Origin of the sequence: Paenibacillus tyrphae, from assembly GCF_024158745.1 — a bacterium.
GTDB lineage: Bacteria > Bacillota > Bacilli > Paenibacillales > NBRC-103111 > Paenibacillus_G > Paenibacillus_G tyrfis_A.
This window is the reverse complement of sequence record NZ_JAMZAW010000038.1, coordinates 20,047-35,828: the sequence shown is the minus strand read 5'-3', so window position 1 is coordinate 35,828 and position 15,782 is coordinate 20,047. Positions and strand designations below refer to the sequence as shown.

Annotated in this window: 15 protein-coding genes and 1 tRNA gene; all 16 read right to left on the bottom strand. The window is 55.8% G+C overall.

Annotated features, from left to right (window positions below):
* Positions 1-195: 195 nt before the first annotated feature.
* Positions 196-269: transfer RNA gene (locus NI000_RS34320), tRNA-Met, on the bottom strand.
* A gap of 91 nt (positions 270-360) precedes the next feature.
* Positions 361-828 carry a S1 domain-containing RNA-binding protein gene (locus tag NI000_RS34315; protein WP_036690441.1) on the bottom strand — a complete coding sequence of 156 codons (468 nt, stop codon included), beginning with the start codon at positions 826-828 and terminating at the stop codon, positions 361-363.
* Positions 829-944: 116 nt separating this feature from the next.
* Positions 945-1,274: an FtsB family cell division protein gene (locus NI000_RS34310; protein WP_253415818.1), complete on the bottom strand. Its 330-nt coding sequence runs from the start codon at positions 1,272-1,274 to the stop codon at positions 945-947.
* 25 nt (positions 1,275-1,299) lie between these two features.
* Positions 1,300-1,881: a spore cortex biosynthesis protein YabQ gene (yabQ, locus tag NI000_RS34305; protein WP_253415817.1), complete on the bottom strand. Its 582-nt coding sequence runs from the start codon at positions 1,879-1,881 to the stop codon at positions 1,300-1,302.
* Positions 1,878-2,162, bottom strand: coding sequence for a sporulation protein YabP (gene yabP / locus NI000_RS34300; protein WP_025846843.1), 285 nt, complete (start codon positions 2,160-2,162; stop codon positions 1,878-1,880). Before yabP ends, yabQ begins: the two co-directional genes overlap by 4 nt.
* A 681-nt stretch (positions 2,163-2,843) precedes the next feature.
* The gene (locus NI000_RS34295) at positions 2,844-3,116 is read right to left on the bottom strand and encodes an RNA-binding S4 domain-containing protein (RefSeq protein ID WP_010501445.1); all 273 of its coding nucleotides are present in this window, start codon (positions 3,114-3,116) and stop codon (positions 2,844-2,846) included.
* Positions 3,116-3,388, bottom strand: coding sequence for an HU family DNA-binding protein (locus NI000_RS34290; RefSeq protein WP_010501443.1), 273 nt, complete (start codon positions 3,386-3,388; stop codon positions 3,116-3,118). Before NI000_RS34290 ends, NI000_RS34295 begins: the two co-directional genes overlap by 1 nt.
* A 77-nt stretch (positions 3,389-3,465) precedes the next feature.
* Positions 3,466-4,974 (bottom strand): nucleoside triphosphate pyrophosphohydrolase, encoded by a 1,509-nt coding sequence (gene mazG, locus NI000_RS34285; RefSeq protein WP_253415816.1) that lies wholly within the window; start codon positions 4,972-4,974, stop codon positions 3,466-3,468.
* Positions 4,975-5,015: 41 nt separating this feature from the next.
* The gene (locus tag NI000_RS34280; RefSeq protein WP_253415815.1) at positions 5,016-6,716 is read right to left on the bottom strand and encodes a putative polysaccharide biosynthesis protein; all 1,701 of its coding nucleotides are present in this window, start codon (positions 6,714-6,716) and stop codon (positions 5,016-5,018) included.
* A gap of 182 nt (positions 6,717-6,898) precedes the next feature.
* Positions 6,899-7,441 carry a stage V sporulation protein T gene (spoVT, locus tag NI000_RS34275; RefSeq protein ID WP_036690452.1) on the bottom strand — a complete coding sequence of 181 codons (543 nt, stop codon included), beginning with the start codon at positions 7,439-7,441 and terminating at the stop codon, positions 6,899-6,901.
* A gap of 234 nt (positions 7,442-7,675) precedes the next feature.
* Positions 7,676-8,782: a peptidylprolyl isomerase gene (locus NI000_RS34270; protein ID WP_253415814.1), complete on the bottom strand. Its 1,107-nt coding sequence runs from the start codon at positions 8,780-8,782 to the stop codon at positions 7,676-7,678.
* A complete protein-coding gene (mfd, locus tag NI000_RS34265) occupies positions 8,769-12,293 on the bottom strand; it encodes a transcription-repair coupling factor (protein ID WP_253415813.1) in 3,525 nt (1,174 codons plus the stop codon). The genes NI000_RS34270 and mfd overlap by 14 nt, the downstream gene beginning before the upstream one ends.
* A 192-nt stretch (positions 12,294-12,485) precedes the next feature.
* Positions 12,486-12,716, bottom strand: a complete 231-nt coding sequence (locus NI000_RS34260) for an anti-sigma-F factor Fin family protein (protein WP_010501715.1) — start codon at positions 12,714-12,716, stop codon at positions 12,486-12,488.
* Positions 12,717-12,829: 113 nt separating this feature from the next.
* Entirely contained in the window at positions 12,830-13,390 is a 561-nt protein-coding gene (gene pth / locus NI000_RS34255) for an aminoacyl-tRNA hydrolase (protein WP_253415812.1), read from the bottom strand.
* A gap of 160 nt (positions 13,391-13,550) precedes the next feature.
* A complete protein-coding gene (locus NI000_RS34250; RefSeq protein ID WP_253415811.1) occupies positions 13,551-14,177 on the bottom strand; it encodes a 50S ribosomal protein L25 in 627 nt (208 codons plus the stop codon).
* A 112-nt stretch (positions 14,178-14,289) separates the two neighbouring features.
* On the bottom strand, positions 14,290-15,672 hold the full coding sequence (gene glmU / locus NI000_RS34245; RefSeq protein ID WP_253415841.1) for a bifunctional UDP-N-acetylglucosamine diphosphorylase/glucosamine-1-phosphate N-acetyltransferase GlmU: 1,383 nt from the start codon (positions 15,670-15,672) through the stop codon (positions 14,290-14,292).
* Between the last annotated feature and the right edge of the window lie 110 nt (positions 15,673-15,782).

The following is a 15,782-nucleotide window of genomic DNA, read 5'->3' as shown; positions in this document are numbered from 1 at the left end:
TGTCCTTTACGTTACAACCTGTCGATTCGCCGGGGCCACCCGAAAGATACGACAAAAAAAATCCGGCCCGCCCTGACTTGTGACAAAGATATGGCTTTCCCGCCAAACAAGCGGAAAAACGGCAAACAAAAAAACCTGACCGTCTGACGTTTCTCACCGCCCGACCTCAGGTTTATTCGCTTTGCCTCTTAATTATAGCGGCAGAGGGGATCGAACCCCCGACCTTACGGGTATGAACCGTACGCTCTAGCCAGCTGAGCTATGCCGCCGCAACAAGCATGAGTATATAACAGCTGAGAAGGGCTTGTCAAGCGGCAAAAAAACCGAATGAGCCCAGGCCCATCCGGTTCCGTCTATTTATTAGTCACGACGCGCGCCGCGTCCGCCTCTTTTGCCCTCGGTATTTTTCTTCAAGGAAGAGATGCGATCCTCGCTGTCTTTCAGAAAACGCGCCATTTTATCTTCGAAGGTAACGTGCTTGTTGGCGGGAGGTCTACCACCACCACGGCCTCCACGGTCCCCTCGGCCGAAGCCGCCGCGGTCGCCTTGTCTTTCAAAACGAGCGGGCCTTGTCGGAGCGGCATCCACCGGGCGATCGACCGCTTGCTTGATCGATAATCCGATTTTGCCGTCTTTGTCGACATTAATCACTTTTACGGTTACGATATCGTTAAGCTTCAGATGATCATTGACATCCTTGACATAGTTGTCCGCAATCTCCGAGATGTGCACAAGGCCAGTAACCCCCTCAGATAGCTCAACGAACGCCCCAAAGTGAGTAATGCCTGTCACTTTTCCTTGCAGCTTGCTGCCCACTTCAATTGCCATAAAGTAAACTAATCCTCCCTTAAATAGTTAAGAAACAAAGAGAAATTGAAGCTATGCCGATTATAACTTACGGAGAAAATACGGTCAACACAAGGCTGTGCCCATCTTTTGCCGAGTTACTTCTGGGCCGGTTTCGGGGTATAAAATAATGTCTCCCCTTGCTTGACATAGTGCAGCTCTTTGCGAATTTTTTGCTCTACGTACTCGGGGTCGTTCAGACGCGCGATCTCACGCTGCAAGGTTTCATTCTGCTGCTGCGCTTCCGTCGCTTTCTGCTGCACCGCGCTTAGCTTTTGGCTGCGCTCGCTGATTTTATCGACCTGATTCCAAAGTGTGACGCCAGCCCAACTCAAAAAACAAGCCAGCATCAGCATGACCAAACGGCGTCGGCGAAAGGAGCCTTTGTTATGCGGTTGCATGGGATTGGTTTTCGAGACTGCCTGCATGTACCTGAAATCCTCCTACGTACGATCAAAAGAGTCGGCGGAGCCATGCCGCGATGCTTTGACCGGTTTTCAGAACCCATGCGGGGACGGAAACGCGAAAACGGATCCACCGACCGAAAGGCTTAAGAAGCCATAACAGCAATTTCCACACAGGATAAAGCAATTGTAACACAATTTTGTACAGGAATATAGCCATTGCGGCCAAAAATCCCAAAATGATCACAACGATGCGGTACATCACCAGGACCGGCTTTATAATCAACAGCTCAATCGTCCGTTTGCCGAACCGGATCGCAGCCAGCACGACACGGATCATAAAATGAATTACCCGGATCATGGTCCGGCTAAACACCAAAAAGTAAAACGTAATCCCGATGCCGAGACCCAAAAATATAAACGGGCGCACTTCGCCCCAATTGCTCTCATACAGCAGTGCGAACACCAGGAGCGTGCCAATAAGCCAATAGAGAAGGTCCAGAACCGCCCGGAGCCATGCCCGGACTTTCAGCTGGCCGGAAAGCACCCGGTACACGTCATACAATCCCCCGAGCGCCAGACCTCCCGCATACATCATCCCCAAGGTGACGAACTGGATATGCAGCGTCACTTGAACAGCTTACTCAGGAATCCCTTGGTTTTCCCTTGGGAGTTTGCGTCAACATAGGCCAGCTCGTTCACGTACCCTTCGATGGCAACGAGACCCTGCTCCAGGCTCAAGTTTTTGATATGTAAATTTTGCCCCTTGATCATCAAATAGCCGCACTCGGTTTCAAGCAAAAATTCTTCGCTGTCGAAGCTCTCCACATTCAACACGCCGGATACCTCGAGCAGCTTGCGGTTGAGCATCTTGATCTCCTGCCGTTTCACCTTCCCCGGCTGTTCTACCATGGCTTGGTTCATCCTCCTTGGACGCTTTGGCGGTAAAAACCATTTGTTCTCGTTGTCACTACGAACGGTGCTGATGGCCTGCAGCCGCTCTTGAAAACGGGTTATCTTCATATTGAATTTCAGAGGAAATAACCCGTTTTCAAAGGCGGCACGTAAACTCTCCGGTCATCACACCGTTCTTCGCTAACGCATCATCAAAAATTTTTTACGCACAAAGCTTGTTTACTTAAAAATATGGAGGTCGTCCGAGGTTTAGAACTACCAATGGTAGAGAGAAGAAATTTGCCTTGAATGGAAGGTAAAACCGGAGGTCCAGAAAAAAATCGAAGCTTTACTCAAGTCGCGAAGGATCGGTGGTTTTATAAATAGAGGAACTTAAGTGTGCTATTGTATCCAAATTAGCCCGACCGGAAAAAATAGAGAACCTGACATGCGTTAACAGGCTTATATCAGGGGATATGAACCTTTTTCGACACGGTTAAAGAATCCTGGTTCCGCTAAGTCCAATGAATAACTGGCAGGCTCGGCTTAGCGCATTGTGGTTCCTTTATTTGCAAAGCGGGGCACTGCTACCTTTCCGGCTCCGGTGAAGGATATCCTTGAAAGGTACGGGTTTCACGGTCCCGGCCACGGAGTTCGACTAAAAAAAGACCGGAAAGCTCCGGTCTCTTTGGCGGGCCTTTAAAATAAAGGCTCGGGTTTATTCATTTCTTCTTTGAGCAGCGTGTACATCTTCGCCGCGTCTTCCTTGCGGGTCGACTCGGACAGCAGTTCCACGCGCACGGTCACCAGCTTTTGCCCGAACTGAATGGTCAGTTCGTCGCCCACTTTCACCGCGCTGCTCGGTTTTGCCTCCCGTCCGTTGATCCAGACGCGGCCCTGTTCGGACACGTCCTTCGCGACAGTGCGCCGCTTGATCAGGCGGGAAAGCTTGAGAAACTTATCAAGCCGCATTACTTCACCGCTTCTTTAAGCTTGTTGCCTGCTTTGAATGCAGGAACCTTGGACTCAGGAATGGTGATTTCTTTGCCCGTTTGCGGGTTGCGACCCGTACGGCCCGAGCGTTTGCGGGTTTCGAACGTACCGAAGCCGATCAATTGTACTTTGTCACCGTTGGACAATGCTTCCGTAACTTCGCCAAGGAAGCTGTTCAATACGGATTCCACGTCTTTTTTAGTCAAGCCGCTTTTTTCTGCGATGTTGTTGATAAGATCGGTTTTGTTCATGAGTTTAATATCCTCCTCTTAAAAGTGACGCTGAACTAAAGTATTCTTTGTTCGTTAGGAAAATCCTGCAAAGCTTCTTATTTTTTCAGAACTTTTTTTGCTTCCTGCCACAAAGATTCCATCTCTTGCAAATCAGTTTGGTCAAATGATTTGCCCTTTAAACGCAATTGCGCCTCGATATACCCAAACCGTTCAAAAAATTTGCGGTTGGCGTCCGCCATCGCTTCTTCGGGGTCCACCTTGAGAAACCGCGCCAGATTGACGACGGCAAAGAGCAGATCGCCCAGCTCTTCCTGCTGCTCCGCTTTGCCGAAGCGCTCGATCGCCTCTTTCACTTCGGCCAGCTCGGACTCGACGACCGGCAGCACCTCTTCCTTGGTGCCCCAATCGAAGCCGACTGAAGCGGCTTTCTTCTGCAGCTTGTACGCCTTCATCAGTCCCGGCAGCTCGCGGGGAACGCCGGAGAGAAGCGGCAGTTCGTCGGGGTTGATCCCCTTCTTCCGCTTCTCCTCCTCCTTGATCTGCTGCCAGTTGCCCAGCGCCTCGTCGGCATCTTCCGCCTTCGCCGTTCCGAAGACGTGCGGATGACGACGGACGAGCTTCTCGTTGAGCTCGCGGATGACGTCGAAGACGGTAAACATCCCGTCTTCCGCTTCGATCTGCGAATGCAGCATGATCTGCAGCAGCAAATCGCCGAGCTCCTCGCGCATATGGTCGGGATCGTCCTCGTCGATCGTTTCCAGCACTTCGTACGCTTCTTCGATCAGGTTTTTGCGCAGCGATTGATGCGTCTGCTCGCGGTCCCACGGACAGCCCTCGGGGCTGCGAAGGATAGCCACAATCTCATGCAGCCGCGTAAAAGTCCGGCTCCGCACATCCTCGCGGTCGGTGCGCGACACCCAGACCAAGGACAAATTGCCGTAGCCCTCCACCCGGTCCAGCTCATAGAGCGGCACCTCGCGCACGCGCTCTTCTCCGGCTACGCCAAGCGCATGGCCGACGACGACGGGATAATCGTCCGGATACAGCTCCATCAGCGTCAGCTTCACGTCGGACGCCGTGTAGGCGTCGTACACCTGCCCGATCAGCGTATGCAGCTGCGGATTGAGCCCGCTCGCCGTCAGCGAAGTGCCGTCGAGCAGTTGAAAGCCTTCGATCGGATCGAAGCCGAGCCGCAGGAACGCTTGATCCAGGAAGCTTTCGCCGCCCATCAGGGTAAGCAGCACGCCCTCGGCCGGACAACGCTCACGCAGCAGCTGTACGGTCCGCTCGGCCACCATCGGATGGCCGGGTACGGCGTAGAGCACCTCCCCGCTGTTCGCGCTTTTGGCTCGCTCGATCAATTGCGAAGCGATCTGCTCGTAGACGGCGTCAAAGCCCTCGTGCGCTTCATAGACCGCATCGAACGTCTCATAGCGAAGGCTATGATGGTCCAGCATCGCGACCATCGGGTGCTCCCGGGTGCGGAGAAATATCGCCCCGCCTCGCGCGCCGGCGGCTTCGAGCTTGCGCCAGACGCCAAGGGTCAGTTGGTTTTCGTCGCCGGTTCCGAGACCGACGACCGTAATTTGCGGTTGAGTGGACATAGCCCAGAGCCGCCTCCTTCAGTTTGGGGTGCGGCGCTCCGTCAGCGGAGCAGCCGGAATCGGCGCAGCCAGGCGAGGGGCTTCCCCGCCAGCTGCGGCACAAGCGCCAGATCGGCGGCGGTGACGACGCCCAGGCGCAGCAGGGCCACCGCGTAAGCGAGCGCCCCTACGGCGACGCCGCCGAGCGCGATGACCGCGGCCGTGCCCCGTGGGGGCAGGGCTGCGGGCAGCTGCGCGAGCAGCGGCGGGACGCCGTGCGTCACGGCCAGCAGGCCGAGCGCCATGAAGCCGATGCCGAGCATCGGTTTCATGGCGGCTAGGCCGCCCGCGGCCGGGACCCCGGCGGCGCGCAGCGCGTGCGCGAGCGCGAGGCCGCCGGCGAGCGCGTAGGCGGCGAGCGACGCCCAGGCGGCGCCGTCGATGCCGTAGCGCGGCACGAGCGCCACGCTGGCGGCGACTTTCACCGCGGCGGCGAGCAGCAGGTACAGCACCGGCGCACGCACGGCGCCGAGGCCCTGCAGCACGCTTCCCGCGACGATGTTCACCGCCGAGAACAGGGCGGTGAACGCCAAGATCGCCATGGCCGCCGTGCCTTCGGCGCTCTTGAAGAACATCACGTTCAGCGGCTCCGCCAGCAGAGCAAGCCCGAACGAAGCGGCAAGCCCGATCAGCCAGGTTAGCCGAAGGGACAAGCCCGCTCGTGTGCGCACCGCGTCCGCATCGCCGCGCCGGAGCGCTTCGGCGATCGCCGGAACGAGCGCCGCGGACATCGAGGACGCGATCATCGCGACGAGCTGCACGAGCGGCAGGCCGTGATTGTACAGCCCGAACTGATACAACGCTTCGCTCTCGTCGAAGCCGGCCGAACGAAGCAGCCGGGGCATCGTAAACGAATCGACGAGCGTTAAGATCGGCATCGCCACGGAGCCGAGACAGAGCGGCAGCGCATAGGCGGACAATCGTTTCGCCAGCGCCCAATCGCGCCGCCAGCCGCCGCCGTTCCCTCCTACCGGGGTTTGCGTCCGGAACGGCTCACGCCCTCGCTCCTTGTGCCAGTACCACAGCATGACAGCGAGTCCCGCCAGCGCCCCCGTTACCGAGCCGAACGTCGCGCCTGCGGCGATTCGTTCCGGCCCGAAGCCAAGCCGCATCAGCGCCAGCAGGAGAACGACCATCGTCGCCACCCGCACCGTCTGCTCCACCACCTGAGACCAAGCGGTCGGCCGCATATCCTGATAGCCTTGATAGTAGCCGCGCAGCGCAGACATAAGAGGCACGACAAGCAGGGCATAAGATACGCTTCGTATCGCCGGAGCCGTTTGCGGCGCAGCCATCCACCACGCAATCGTCTCTGCCCCGAAATACAGCAGCGAAAAAAAGACGATTCCGGTGACCATCAGCGATAAGGAAGCCACCCGGAGTACACGCCGGGCCTCGTCATACTGCCGTTCGGCAGCATACTCCGACACAAACTTCGATACGACCAGAGGAAATCCGGCCGTGGCCAAAACCAAAATCAATATGTACAACGGATACACGGCATTGTATATGCCAAAGACCGCATCGCCCGCCAGGTTTTGCAGCGGAATTTTTTGCAGCGTGCCGATCAGCTTCGAAATGACGGCCGCCAGACCAAGCAGGGCCGCCCCTTGCAGCAGCGCTGAGCCTTTTCCGCCGTCCCGGTTTTTGCTGTCCGCAATCTCAGGCCCGCCTGCTTCCATCCGCTCCGATCGCTCTTTCATGACGCTTCCCCTTCGTTCCCGCGACCGGTCCCTCATCCGTCCGGCGAGAGACCCATTCGGACAGATTTTGCAGCCCCATTATACCGCAATTCGCAATCCTTTTCCAAAAACGCAAAAAGCTTCCCGATTCCCCTCCAAGGGATTCCTATCAGGAAGCTGCGCATCGCTGTCCATCGGCGGAGCTACTGCTCCATCTGCTTTGCCAGAAAGCCGGCGGCCGTTTCCGCCATCTTCAATTCCATTTGACCCATCTTCACATTCTCGTCCTTATTCAGCAAAATTACCGAACCGATCGGATCGCCCCCCGCCACGATCGGCGCAATCACATACGAGCTGTACGTCTCGGTAACGTCCTTGCAGATTTCATAAGAGCCGCCGCCGGTTTCCAGCGTCGCTTTGCGGTTTTCCATGCTTTGTTCGACAAGCGAACCGATCTGCTTCTCCAAAAAATCTTTCTTCGAGCCGCCGGCTACGGCAATGATCGTATCGCGGTCGGATATCATCGTGATATGGTTTGTGCTCTCATAGAGCGATTCGGCGTACTCCTTGGCAAAATCCCCAAGCTCGCCGATCGGAGAATATTTCTTTAAAATGACTTCCCCGTCCCGGTCTACAAAAATTTCAAGCGGATCCCCTTCCCGAATACGCAGGGTGCGGCGTATCTCCTTCGGGATTACGACCCTGCCAAGATCGTCGATACGACGAACGATTCCAGTTGCTTTCATGTTTCTAGATGCCTCGCTTTCCAAGAAGAATGGGATACAGACTGGATATGACCCTGTATGCAAAATGGAGGGAATTCGACTGACCCTAGTATTCTTCAATTCCCGGCGGCCTATGCATGTCCATCTCCGTCAAGGTTGCAGACGCTTGGTCGCACGCTTAAGCCGTCGCTGTTTACATTATGTCCAAAAAAATGAAAACAAAACAGGGCACCCCATAGGGTACCCTGGTAATTGTTACTTGCCGCCTTCCGTCTTCGGCGCATCCGTTTTTGGAGCGTCCGTTTTCGGAGCATCGGTTTTAGGCGCATCGGTTTTAGGAGCTTCCGCCGGCTTTTTCTCCTCCGGCTTCGGCAGGTTGTTCGTCTGAATCAGACCCGGCAGTTCTTTCTCCACAAAATCGTACACCTTCGTCTCAGCAGCCGCGGAGCGCAGCTCCGGCTTAACTTCATCGAGCGTTTTGGATTTGCGGGATTCCACTTTCATCACATGGTAGCCAAACGACGTTTCCACCGGATCGCTGATCTTCCCGATCGGAAGCTCCGCCGCCGCTTTCTTAAACTCGGGCACCCACTGGGAGATGTCCGCGTTCTCGTACTTGCCGCCATTCTCTTTCGAGCCCGGATCGTCCGAATATTCTTTCGCCAGCGCGTCAAAGTCGCCGCCCTTGTTCAGTTTGTCCTGTACTTCCTTCGCACGCTTGAGCGCATCTTCCTTGGAACGGGTTTCCTTGCCTGTCGCCGGATCGTTGATCCCGACCAGAATATGTCTGACCGTCGCCGTCACATAGGCGGTTTTGTCCTGCTCCAATTTGGTGTTGTACGCCGTTTGAATCTCTTGATCGGTCACTTTGCTTTCTTCGGAGACAATCGCCGTGATGCTGCGCTTCACGAACTCCTCCACGTCTTTTTGCTCCAGCTTCGCATCCTTGAGTTGTTTCTCCATGCCGCCTTCCTGAGCGCCCAGGAAGCCCTTGATTTGCTCAAATTGAGCAGTAAACTGCTTCTCAGCTTCCGCCTTCGCTTTGTCATCCGCGCGGGAGGACAAAATTTTGAAGGTGACGAGCTGCTTCATCATATCCTGTTGAAAGGCAGGGTCGTCTTTGAATTGCGCATATTGCTTATAAAAGAACGCGTTCACGTTCAAAAAGGTATCGAATTCGCCGCGCGTGACCTGTCCGTCCTTGTACGTCACAAGCACCTCGCTCGGTTTTCCTTTATCGGCGGCAGCCGTTGCCGCTTCGTCCTTTTTCTTGCCGCAACCTGCAGCGACACCCGCGACCAATACGAGCGCACAAAGAGCCATAAGCCCTTTTCGTAACGGTTTCCGTTTATTTTGCCACATTCTGCAGCTCTCCCTTCGATTTCAACACACGCTTGTATTGTACCAGAAACCTTTCCAGCAAAGCGATGGTTTCTTCTGGCTTCAACCCTTTTCCCTTGAGCTCGATGTGGATTTGCGGTCCGCTGATCAGCTTGATCCGATTCTCGAATTCGCCCGACAGTTGGAACAGCTTCTGTCCGTCCAGATTGCCGTTCTGATCGGGGTGAATTTTCAGCTCGTAATCGAGCCCCTTCTGCGAGATGATCTCGATACCGTACAAGGCACCATACACTTTCAACCGTGCGGCGGTTAACAGATTTTGCACCGCATCCGGCAGATCGCCGAAGCGGTCAACCAATTCGTCCTCAAGCTCCATCGCTTCATCCAAAGTTTGAATGGCCGCGACTTTTTTGTAAATCTCGATTTTTTGCACACTGTCGTAGATGTAGTCGCCGGGAATGTAAGCGTCCAACTGGATATCGAGCTGCGTCGACCATACTTTCGTCTCCTGCACGGCTTCGCCGCCCAATTCCTTCTTGCGCTTCTGGATTTCCTCGGCCAGCATTTGCGAATACAGATCGAAGCCTACCGACGCGATAAATCCGTGCTGCTCCGCGCCGAGCAAGTTGCCTGCACCGCGGATGGACAAGTCTCTCATCGCAATTTTAAACCCGGATCCAAGTTCTGTAAACTCTTTTATCGCCTGCAGCCGCTTCTCCGCCACCTCCGTCAGCACCTTATCGCGCTGGTACGTAAAGTAGGCGTAAGCGATCCGGTTGGAGCGCCCGACCCGGCCTCGAAGCTGATACAGCTGGGACAAGCCCATCTTGTCGGCGTCGTGGACGATCAGCGTATTGACGTTCGGGATATCGACCCCGGTCTCGATGATGCTGGTGCTGACCAGCACGTCGTATTCGCCGTCCAGGAAGTCGAGAATGGTTTTCTCCAGCTCCTGCTCGGACATTTGGCCGTGCGCAACCGTCACCCGGGCATCGGGGACGAGCATCGAGATTTGATCGGCCATCTGGGTAATCCCCTGCACACGGTTGAACAGGTAATAGACCTGGCCTTCGCGCGCCAGTTCCCGTTCGATGGCCTCCCGGACCAGTGAGGCGCTGTATTCGACGACATACGTCTGCACCGGAAAACGGTTTTCCGGCGGCGTCTCGATGACCGACAGGTCCCGCACGCCGAGCATGGACATATGCAGGGTACGAGGAATCGGCGTCGCGGTCAGCGTTAGCACGTCCACGTTCGTCTTCAGCCGCTTCAGCTTTTCCTTGTGCGACACGCCGAAGCGCTGCTCTTCGTCGACGATCAGCAGCCCCAGATCCTTGAACTGCACGTCCTTCGACAGCAGCCGGTGCGTCCCGATCACCACGTCGACCGTGCCGTTCTTAATGCCTTTCATCGTTTCGGTCTGCTCCTTCTTGGAGCGGAACCGGCTGAGCACTTGAATGTTGAACGGATAGCCCGAGAACCGCTCCCGGAACGTCTCGTAATGCTGCTGCGCCAAAATCGTCGTCGGCACGAGCACCGCTACCTGCTTGCCGTCAATCGCCGCCTTGAACGCCGCGCGGATCGCCACCTCGGTTTTCCCGTATCCGACGTCGCCGCACAGCAAGCGGTCCATCGGTCTTGGCTTCTCCATGTCTTTCTTGATTTCTTCGATAGCTCGCAGCTGGTCCGACGTTTCCTCGTACGGGAACATGCCTTCGAATTCCTGCTGGTAATTCGAATCATGATTGAAGGCATAGCCCAGCGTCGCTTGACGCTCCGCATACAGCTTGATCAGATCGTCGGCAATATCCTGTACGGATGCGCGGGCCTTGCTTTTCACCCGGTTCCAGTCGGCGCCTCCGAGCTTATAGACCTTCGGTTCCTTGCCTTCTTCCGAGCCGACGTATTTCTGCACATGATCGATCTGATCGATCGGCACCGACAGCTTGTCGCCGCCGGCGTACAGGATGTGTAGATAATCTTTATGAATGCCGCCGACCTCAAGCGTGCCGATGCCGACAAATTTACCGATCCCGTGGTTGACGTGAACGACGTAATCGCCGATTTTGAGCTCCTGGTAATTTTTGATCCGCTCGGCGTTTTCGATCTTTTTGTCCACCTTGCGCGCTTTGCGCTGCTTTTGCGTGAACATCTCGCCTTCGGTGATGACAACCAGATGAATGCCCGGCAGCTCGAAGCCGGTCTGCAGATTGCCGTCCACGATTTGCGGCTCGTCAATGTGGTAATCGGCCAGCACGCGCTTGATGCGGTCGACCCGCTCCGCACCGCTCGCTACCATCATCACCTTCGCGCCGGACTTTTTCCAGCGCTCCATTTCGCTTTTCAACAGGTTCATCTGCCCGTGGAAGTTTTGCATCAGGCGGCACATGAAGTTGACGATGTTCTGCGGCGACGTCTGCGGTACCTGACGCAGGAACAGCGACATGTACAAGGTCGGATACGGTCTGCGGTGCAGCAGCGTCTCGTACGGCTTCGACAGCACGAGCTGCGGCAGGCACTTGCCGTCCTGCAGCGACATCGTCATCCATTCAGCCTCGTCCTTCTCCAGCTGCTTTGCCGTTTCCAGCAGCCGGGCCGGTTCGTCCACGATAAGAATGGATTCCTTGGGCATGTAATCGAGCAGCGTCTGACGCTGCGGGAACAGCAGGGAAACGTACTTGAACATCCCTTGAAAATGCTGCCCCTCGCGAAGCAGCTCGATCTCGTGGCCGATGCCTTCAAGCAGCCGGTCCTTCGCCCCGCGGTCCGACATTTTGCCGATCTGTTCCTGGAGCAGTTCATACGCATGCTGCGCCGCCGATTGTAACCGTTTACGGTCGACTACGATTTCACGACAGGCCGTAATGACAAGCTCGGAGCATTTATGGATCGATCGCTGATCGGCCGGGTCGAACGTCCGAATCGAGTCCACCTCAATATCGAACAGCTCAATCCGGTACGGATTCGGCGAAGTGAGCGGATAAAAATCGATAATGCCCCCGCGAACGCTTAGCTCCCCTTTGTTTTCGACACGCTCCACCCGTTCGTAGCCAAGCTCGACCATGCGGCCGATAAACGACTCTAGGTCAAGCGTATCGCCGACGGCGACGCGAAGCCGGGCTTCTGCAATCGACGCCTGGTCCGGCAGCAGCCGCCGCATCCCGGCATAAGGCACGATGACGATCCCGCGAAAGCTGTCCGCCAGCTTGGACAGCGCATCGATCCGCTGCGCCAGCATTTCCGGGCTTGCGATCGCTGCTTCGGCCGCCAGAAGCTCCTGGGCCGGAAACAGCAGAACTTGGCCTTCCGGCAGCAGCTCTACCAAATCTTCGAACATCTTTTGCGCAGAAAACATATTGTGGGTCACGACAAATAGAGGCTGCTGCAGCTCCTCGTAAAGCGAAGCCAGCATCACCTGCCGCGAAGAACCGGTCAACCCGGCTATTAATTGTTCTCTCATCCCCGAACGTAGGCCGGACACGACGCTTTGAAAATCGTTGTCCGCGGAGAACGCCTGAATTAAAGCCTGCAAAACAGGACACCCCTCTCAACCGCGTAACACTAAAAAAGCCTAAAAGTCCCGTGAATAAGCAGCAGTGCGGGCGTCATCGCTTCTGAAGCAGCGAATCGGAAGGACGATCCGCCCGCGCAGCGGCCTCTTATTCACCGGACTTTAGGCCGATCCTCAACCAAAAAGCCGGATAGCCGAAATGCGAAAGAACCCCTATTGCAGAGGATTCGCGAGGAGCGAGAGCTCCGGATTGGCATCCAGCGCTTCCTTGCAGTAATCGCAAACCACCTTGACGGTGACATCCCCATTCGGGTTATACGATATTATATCTCTCCGCTCCTCGGGGGTCAAGAAATGGAAACCGAGTTGAAACTCGCTCACTTCCCCCTGCCGGATTTCTCCGATCACGGTCTGACAATGACGACAAACATATTTCAGGGCCATTGGACTTCCTCCTCCGCTTGCCTTGCCAAGCGCCGTTTTTACTTATTATGGCCGGGATAGGAGGAGATTAGCCTCTAGGCTAACGCTTTTCTTGACGAAATGCATAATACGGCTCAGCCGTTGAATTTGGCCATCGTCTTCTCGAACGGATGCTCCAAGATATGCTCCATGGCATCGACCGTCTTGTCGAGCAGCCCGGGCATCTGCTGAAACTCTTCTTTGCTGAACGGGCTCAGCACGTAATCGGCGATGTCTCTGCCAGGCGCGGGCCGCGAAATGCCCATTCGAATGCGTTGGAACGATTGCGTGCCCAAGTGGGCGATGGCCGACTTGATCCCGTTATGCCCGCCTGCGCTTCCTTGGTAGCGCAGCCGGATTTGCCCGTAGGGCGTATCCAGATCGTCATAAATGACAATAAGGTCCTCAATGGCCGCTTTGTAAAAATCCATAAAGGCGCGGATCGACTCCCCCGACAAGTTCATGTACGTCTGCGGCTTCAGCAGATACACCTTCTGTCCCGCGACATGGCCTTCTCCCAGCAGCCCCTTGCATTTGCTTTGCGTAATTTTGATGCCGTGCTTGTCGGCAAAACGGTCCAGCGCCATAAAACCGATATTATGCCGCGTCACTTCGTACTGCCGTCCCGGATTGCCGAGACCCACAAACCATTTCAACCTGACCTGCCCCTTTCAACGCCATGGGGTGAAACGATACCCTAAACTTATCATAACCGAAAAAAACGTCCCACGCCAATTTCGCGATAAGCAGCAGGTAGGGCGCCCGCCGGACACAAAGAAAAAGCGCATCGATCCAAGCCGATACGCTCTCTCTAATTTATGCCTCAGCCTTCTCCGCCGTCTCGGCGGCATTTCCGGCTTGGGCGGCCGGAGCTTCCTCCTCCGGCTCGGCTTCTTTCTGCGGCGTCAGAATTGTAGCGAGCACGTCGTGCTCGTCCGTTTTTACCTCGACGCCCTCCGGCAGCCTGAGCTCCGATACAAGCATGCTTTGTCCGATCTCAAGCCCGCTGACATCGACTTCGATAGAGCTCGGGATATTCTGCGGCAGGCAGCGGATCTCGATTTCGTGATGCTGAATTTGCAAAATCCCGCCGACCTTAACCCCCTCGGGGTCTCCGATATATTCCAGCCGAACCGTCGTCTGAACCGGCTCGTCCATATTGATCTGATGAAAATCGACATGCAGCAGCTGGCGGCTCAGCGCATCCCGCTGCACTTCGTTGATCATGACCAGCTGCTTGCCAAATTGCGGAACGTCCAAGTCGATAACCGCATGCGGATTCGTCTTCAGCAGCGCAAGCAGCTCTTTCTGGTCGATGGCGATCGGCGTCTGCGTCACTTTTTTTCCGTAGACGACACCGGGGACTTTTCCCTCGGCCCGCAGCCGGTTGCGGTCGCTTTTCGTCCGGCCTGTCCGAGCTTCCGCTTTGAGCGATGTAGCCATAAGAAAACCTCCTTCAATTTGGGTGAAGCCCTAGCTTCTTACTACTTTACCCAATTGAAGGAGGTTCGAAACATCGCTGTATAGGATTTGCTACGGATTGCCCCGTTAAACCTTACTTCTTCGCCTTCTTCGCCGCAAACTTGGTGCGAAGCTTGTCGGCGTAGCCGTGCTTGTTCACCTGACGCTCCCGAGCAATCGCCACGTCGCCGTCCCCTACTTGGTGCGTGATGGTGGAGCCTGCTACGACATAGGCCCCTTTGCCGATCTTAACCGGAGCAATGAGGTTGACGTTGCTGCCGATAAACGCATCTTCTTCCACTTCGGTCAGCTGCTTGTTGAAGCCGTCATAGTTGACGGTAATCGCCCCGCAGCCGAAGTTGACGTTCCGACCGATGACCGCATCGCCGACGTAGCTCAAATGCGACACCTTCACGTCGTCCGCGAGCTTGGCGTTTTTGATTTCGACGAAATCGCCGATTTTTACGTTTTGCCCAAGATCCGCTCCCGGCCGTAAATAAGCGTATGGTCCTACGGACGATCCGTCACCGACGATCGCCTCCTGCAGCACGGAGTGCTTGACGGTGACGCCGCTGCCAATCGTACTATCCGTAATATCCGCTTGCGGTCCAATGATACAGTCTTCGCCGATCACCGTTTTTCCCCGGATCACCGTTCCCGGCAGCACTATCGTATCCGCTCCGATCTGCACGTCCGCTTCAATATACGTGCTTGCCGGATCGATCATCGTCACCCCGGCGAGCATATGGCGGCGGTTAATCCGCTCGCGCATCGTTTGCTCCGCCACAGACAATTGCATGCGGTCGTTGACGCCGAACGACTCCGCCTCGTCTTCCAGCACGTAGCCTTCGACGATCTGCCCCTGACCAACCAGGATGCCGATCACGTCCGTAATGTAGTATTCGTTCTGCGCATTGTCGTTTTTCACAAGCGCCAGCGCTTCAAACAGCTTCCGATTGTCGAAGCAGTAGGTGCCGACGTTCGTTTCCTTGACCAAGCGCTGCGCCTCGTTGCAGTCCTTCTGCTCCACGATCTGCGTCACGTACCCGCGCTCGTCTCGGATGATTCGCCCGTAGCCGGTAGGATCGTCAACAACCGCCGTCAGCAGCGTAGCCGCCGCGCCCTTCTCCCGGTGCAGCTTGATCATTCCTTCGAGGGTGCTATCCGAAATCAGCGGCGTATCTCCGTAGATGACAATCGTCAAGCCGTCCTCCGCGGCCAGCAGATCTTTGGCCTGAAGCACGGCGTGGCCTGTCCCGAGCTGCTGCTCCTGCAGCGCATACTCGACCCGGTCGCCCAAATACGCTTGAACGGCTTCCGCTCCGTGACCGACGACGACGACTGTACGAGAAGCTTGTATATTTTCCAATGCGGTAACCACATGATCGACCATCGGTTTACCGCATACCCGGTGCAGCACTTTATATAGTTTCGATTTCATTCGTTTCCCCTGACCTGCAGCCAGTACGATCCCCATGATGTTCAAGTTTCGTCCATCCCCTTTGATCCAATGTATTGTTTTCTTTTTATGATAAGGTTTCTGTCCGTGAAACGCCAGTCCCAATATATCCTGCCCGGTTATAAAAG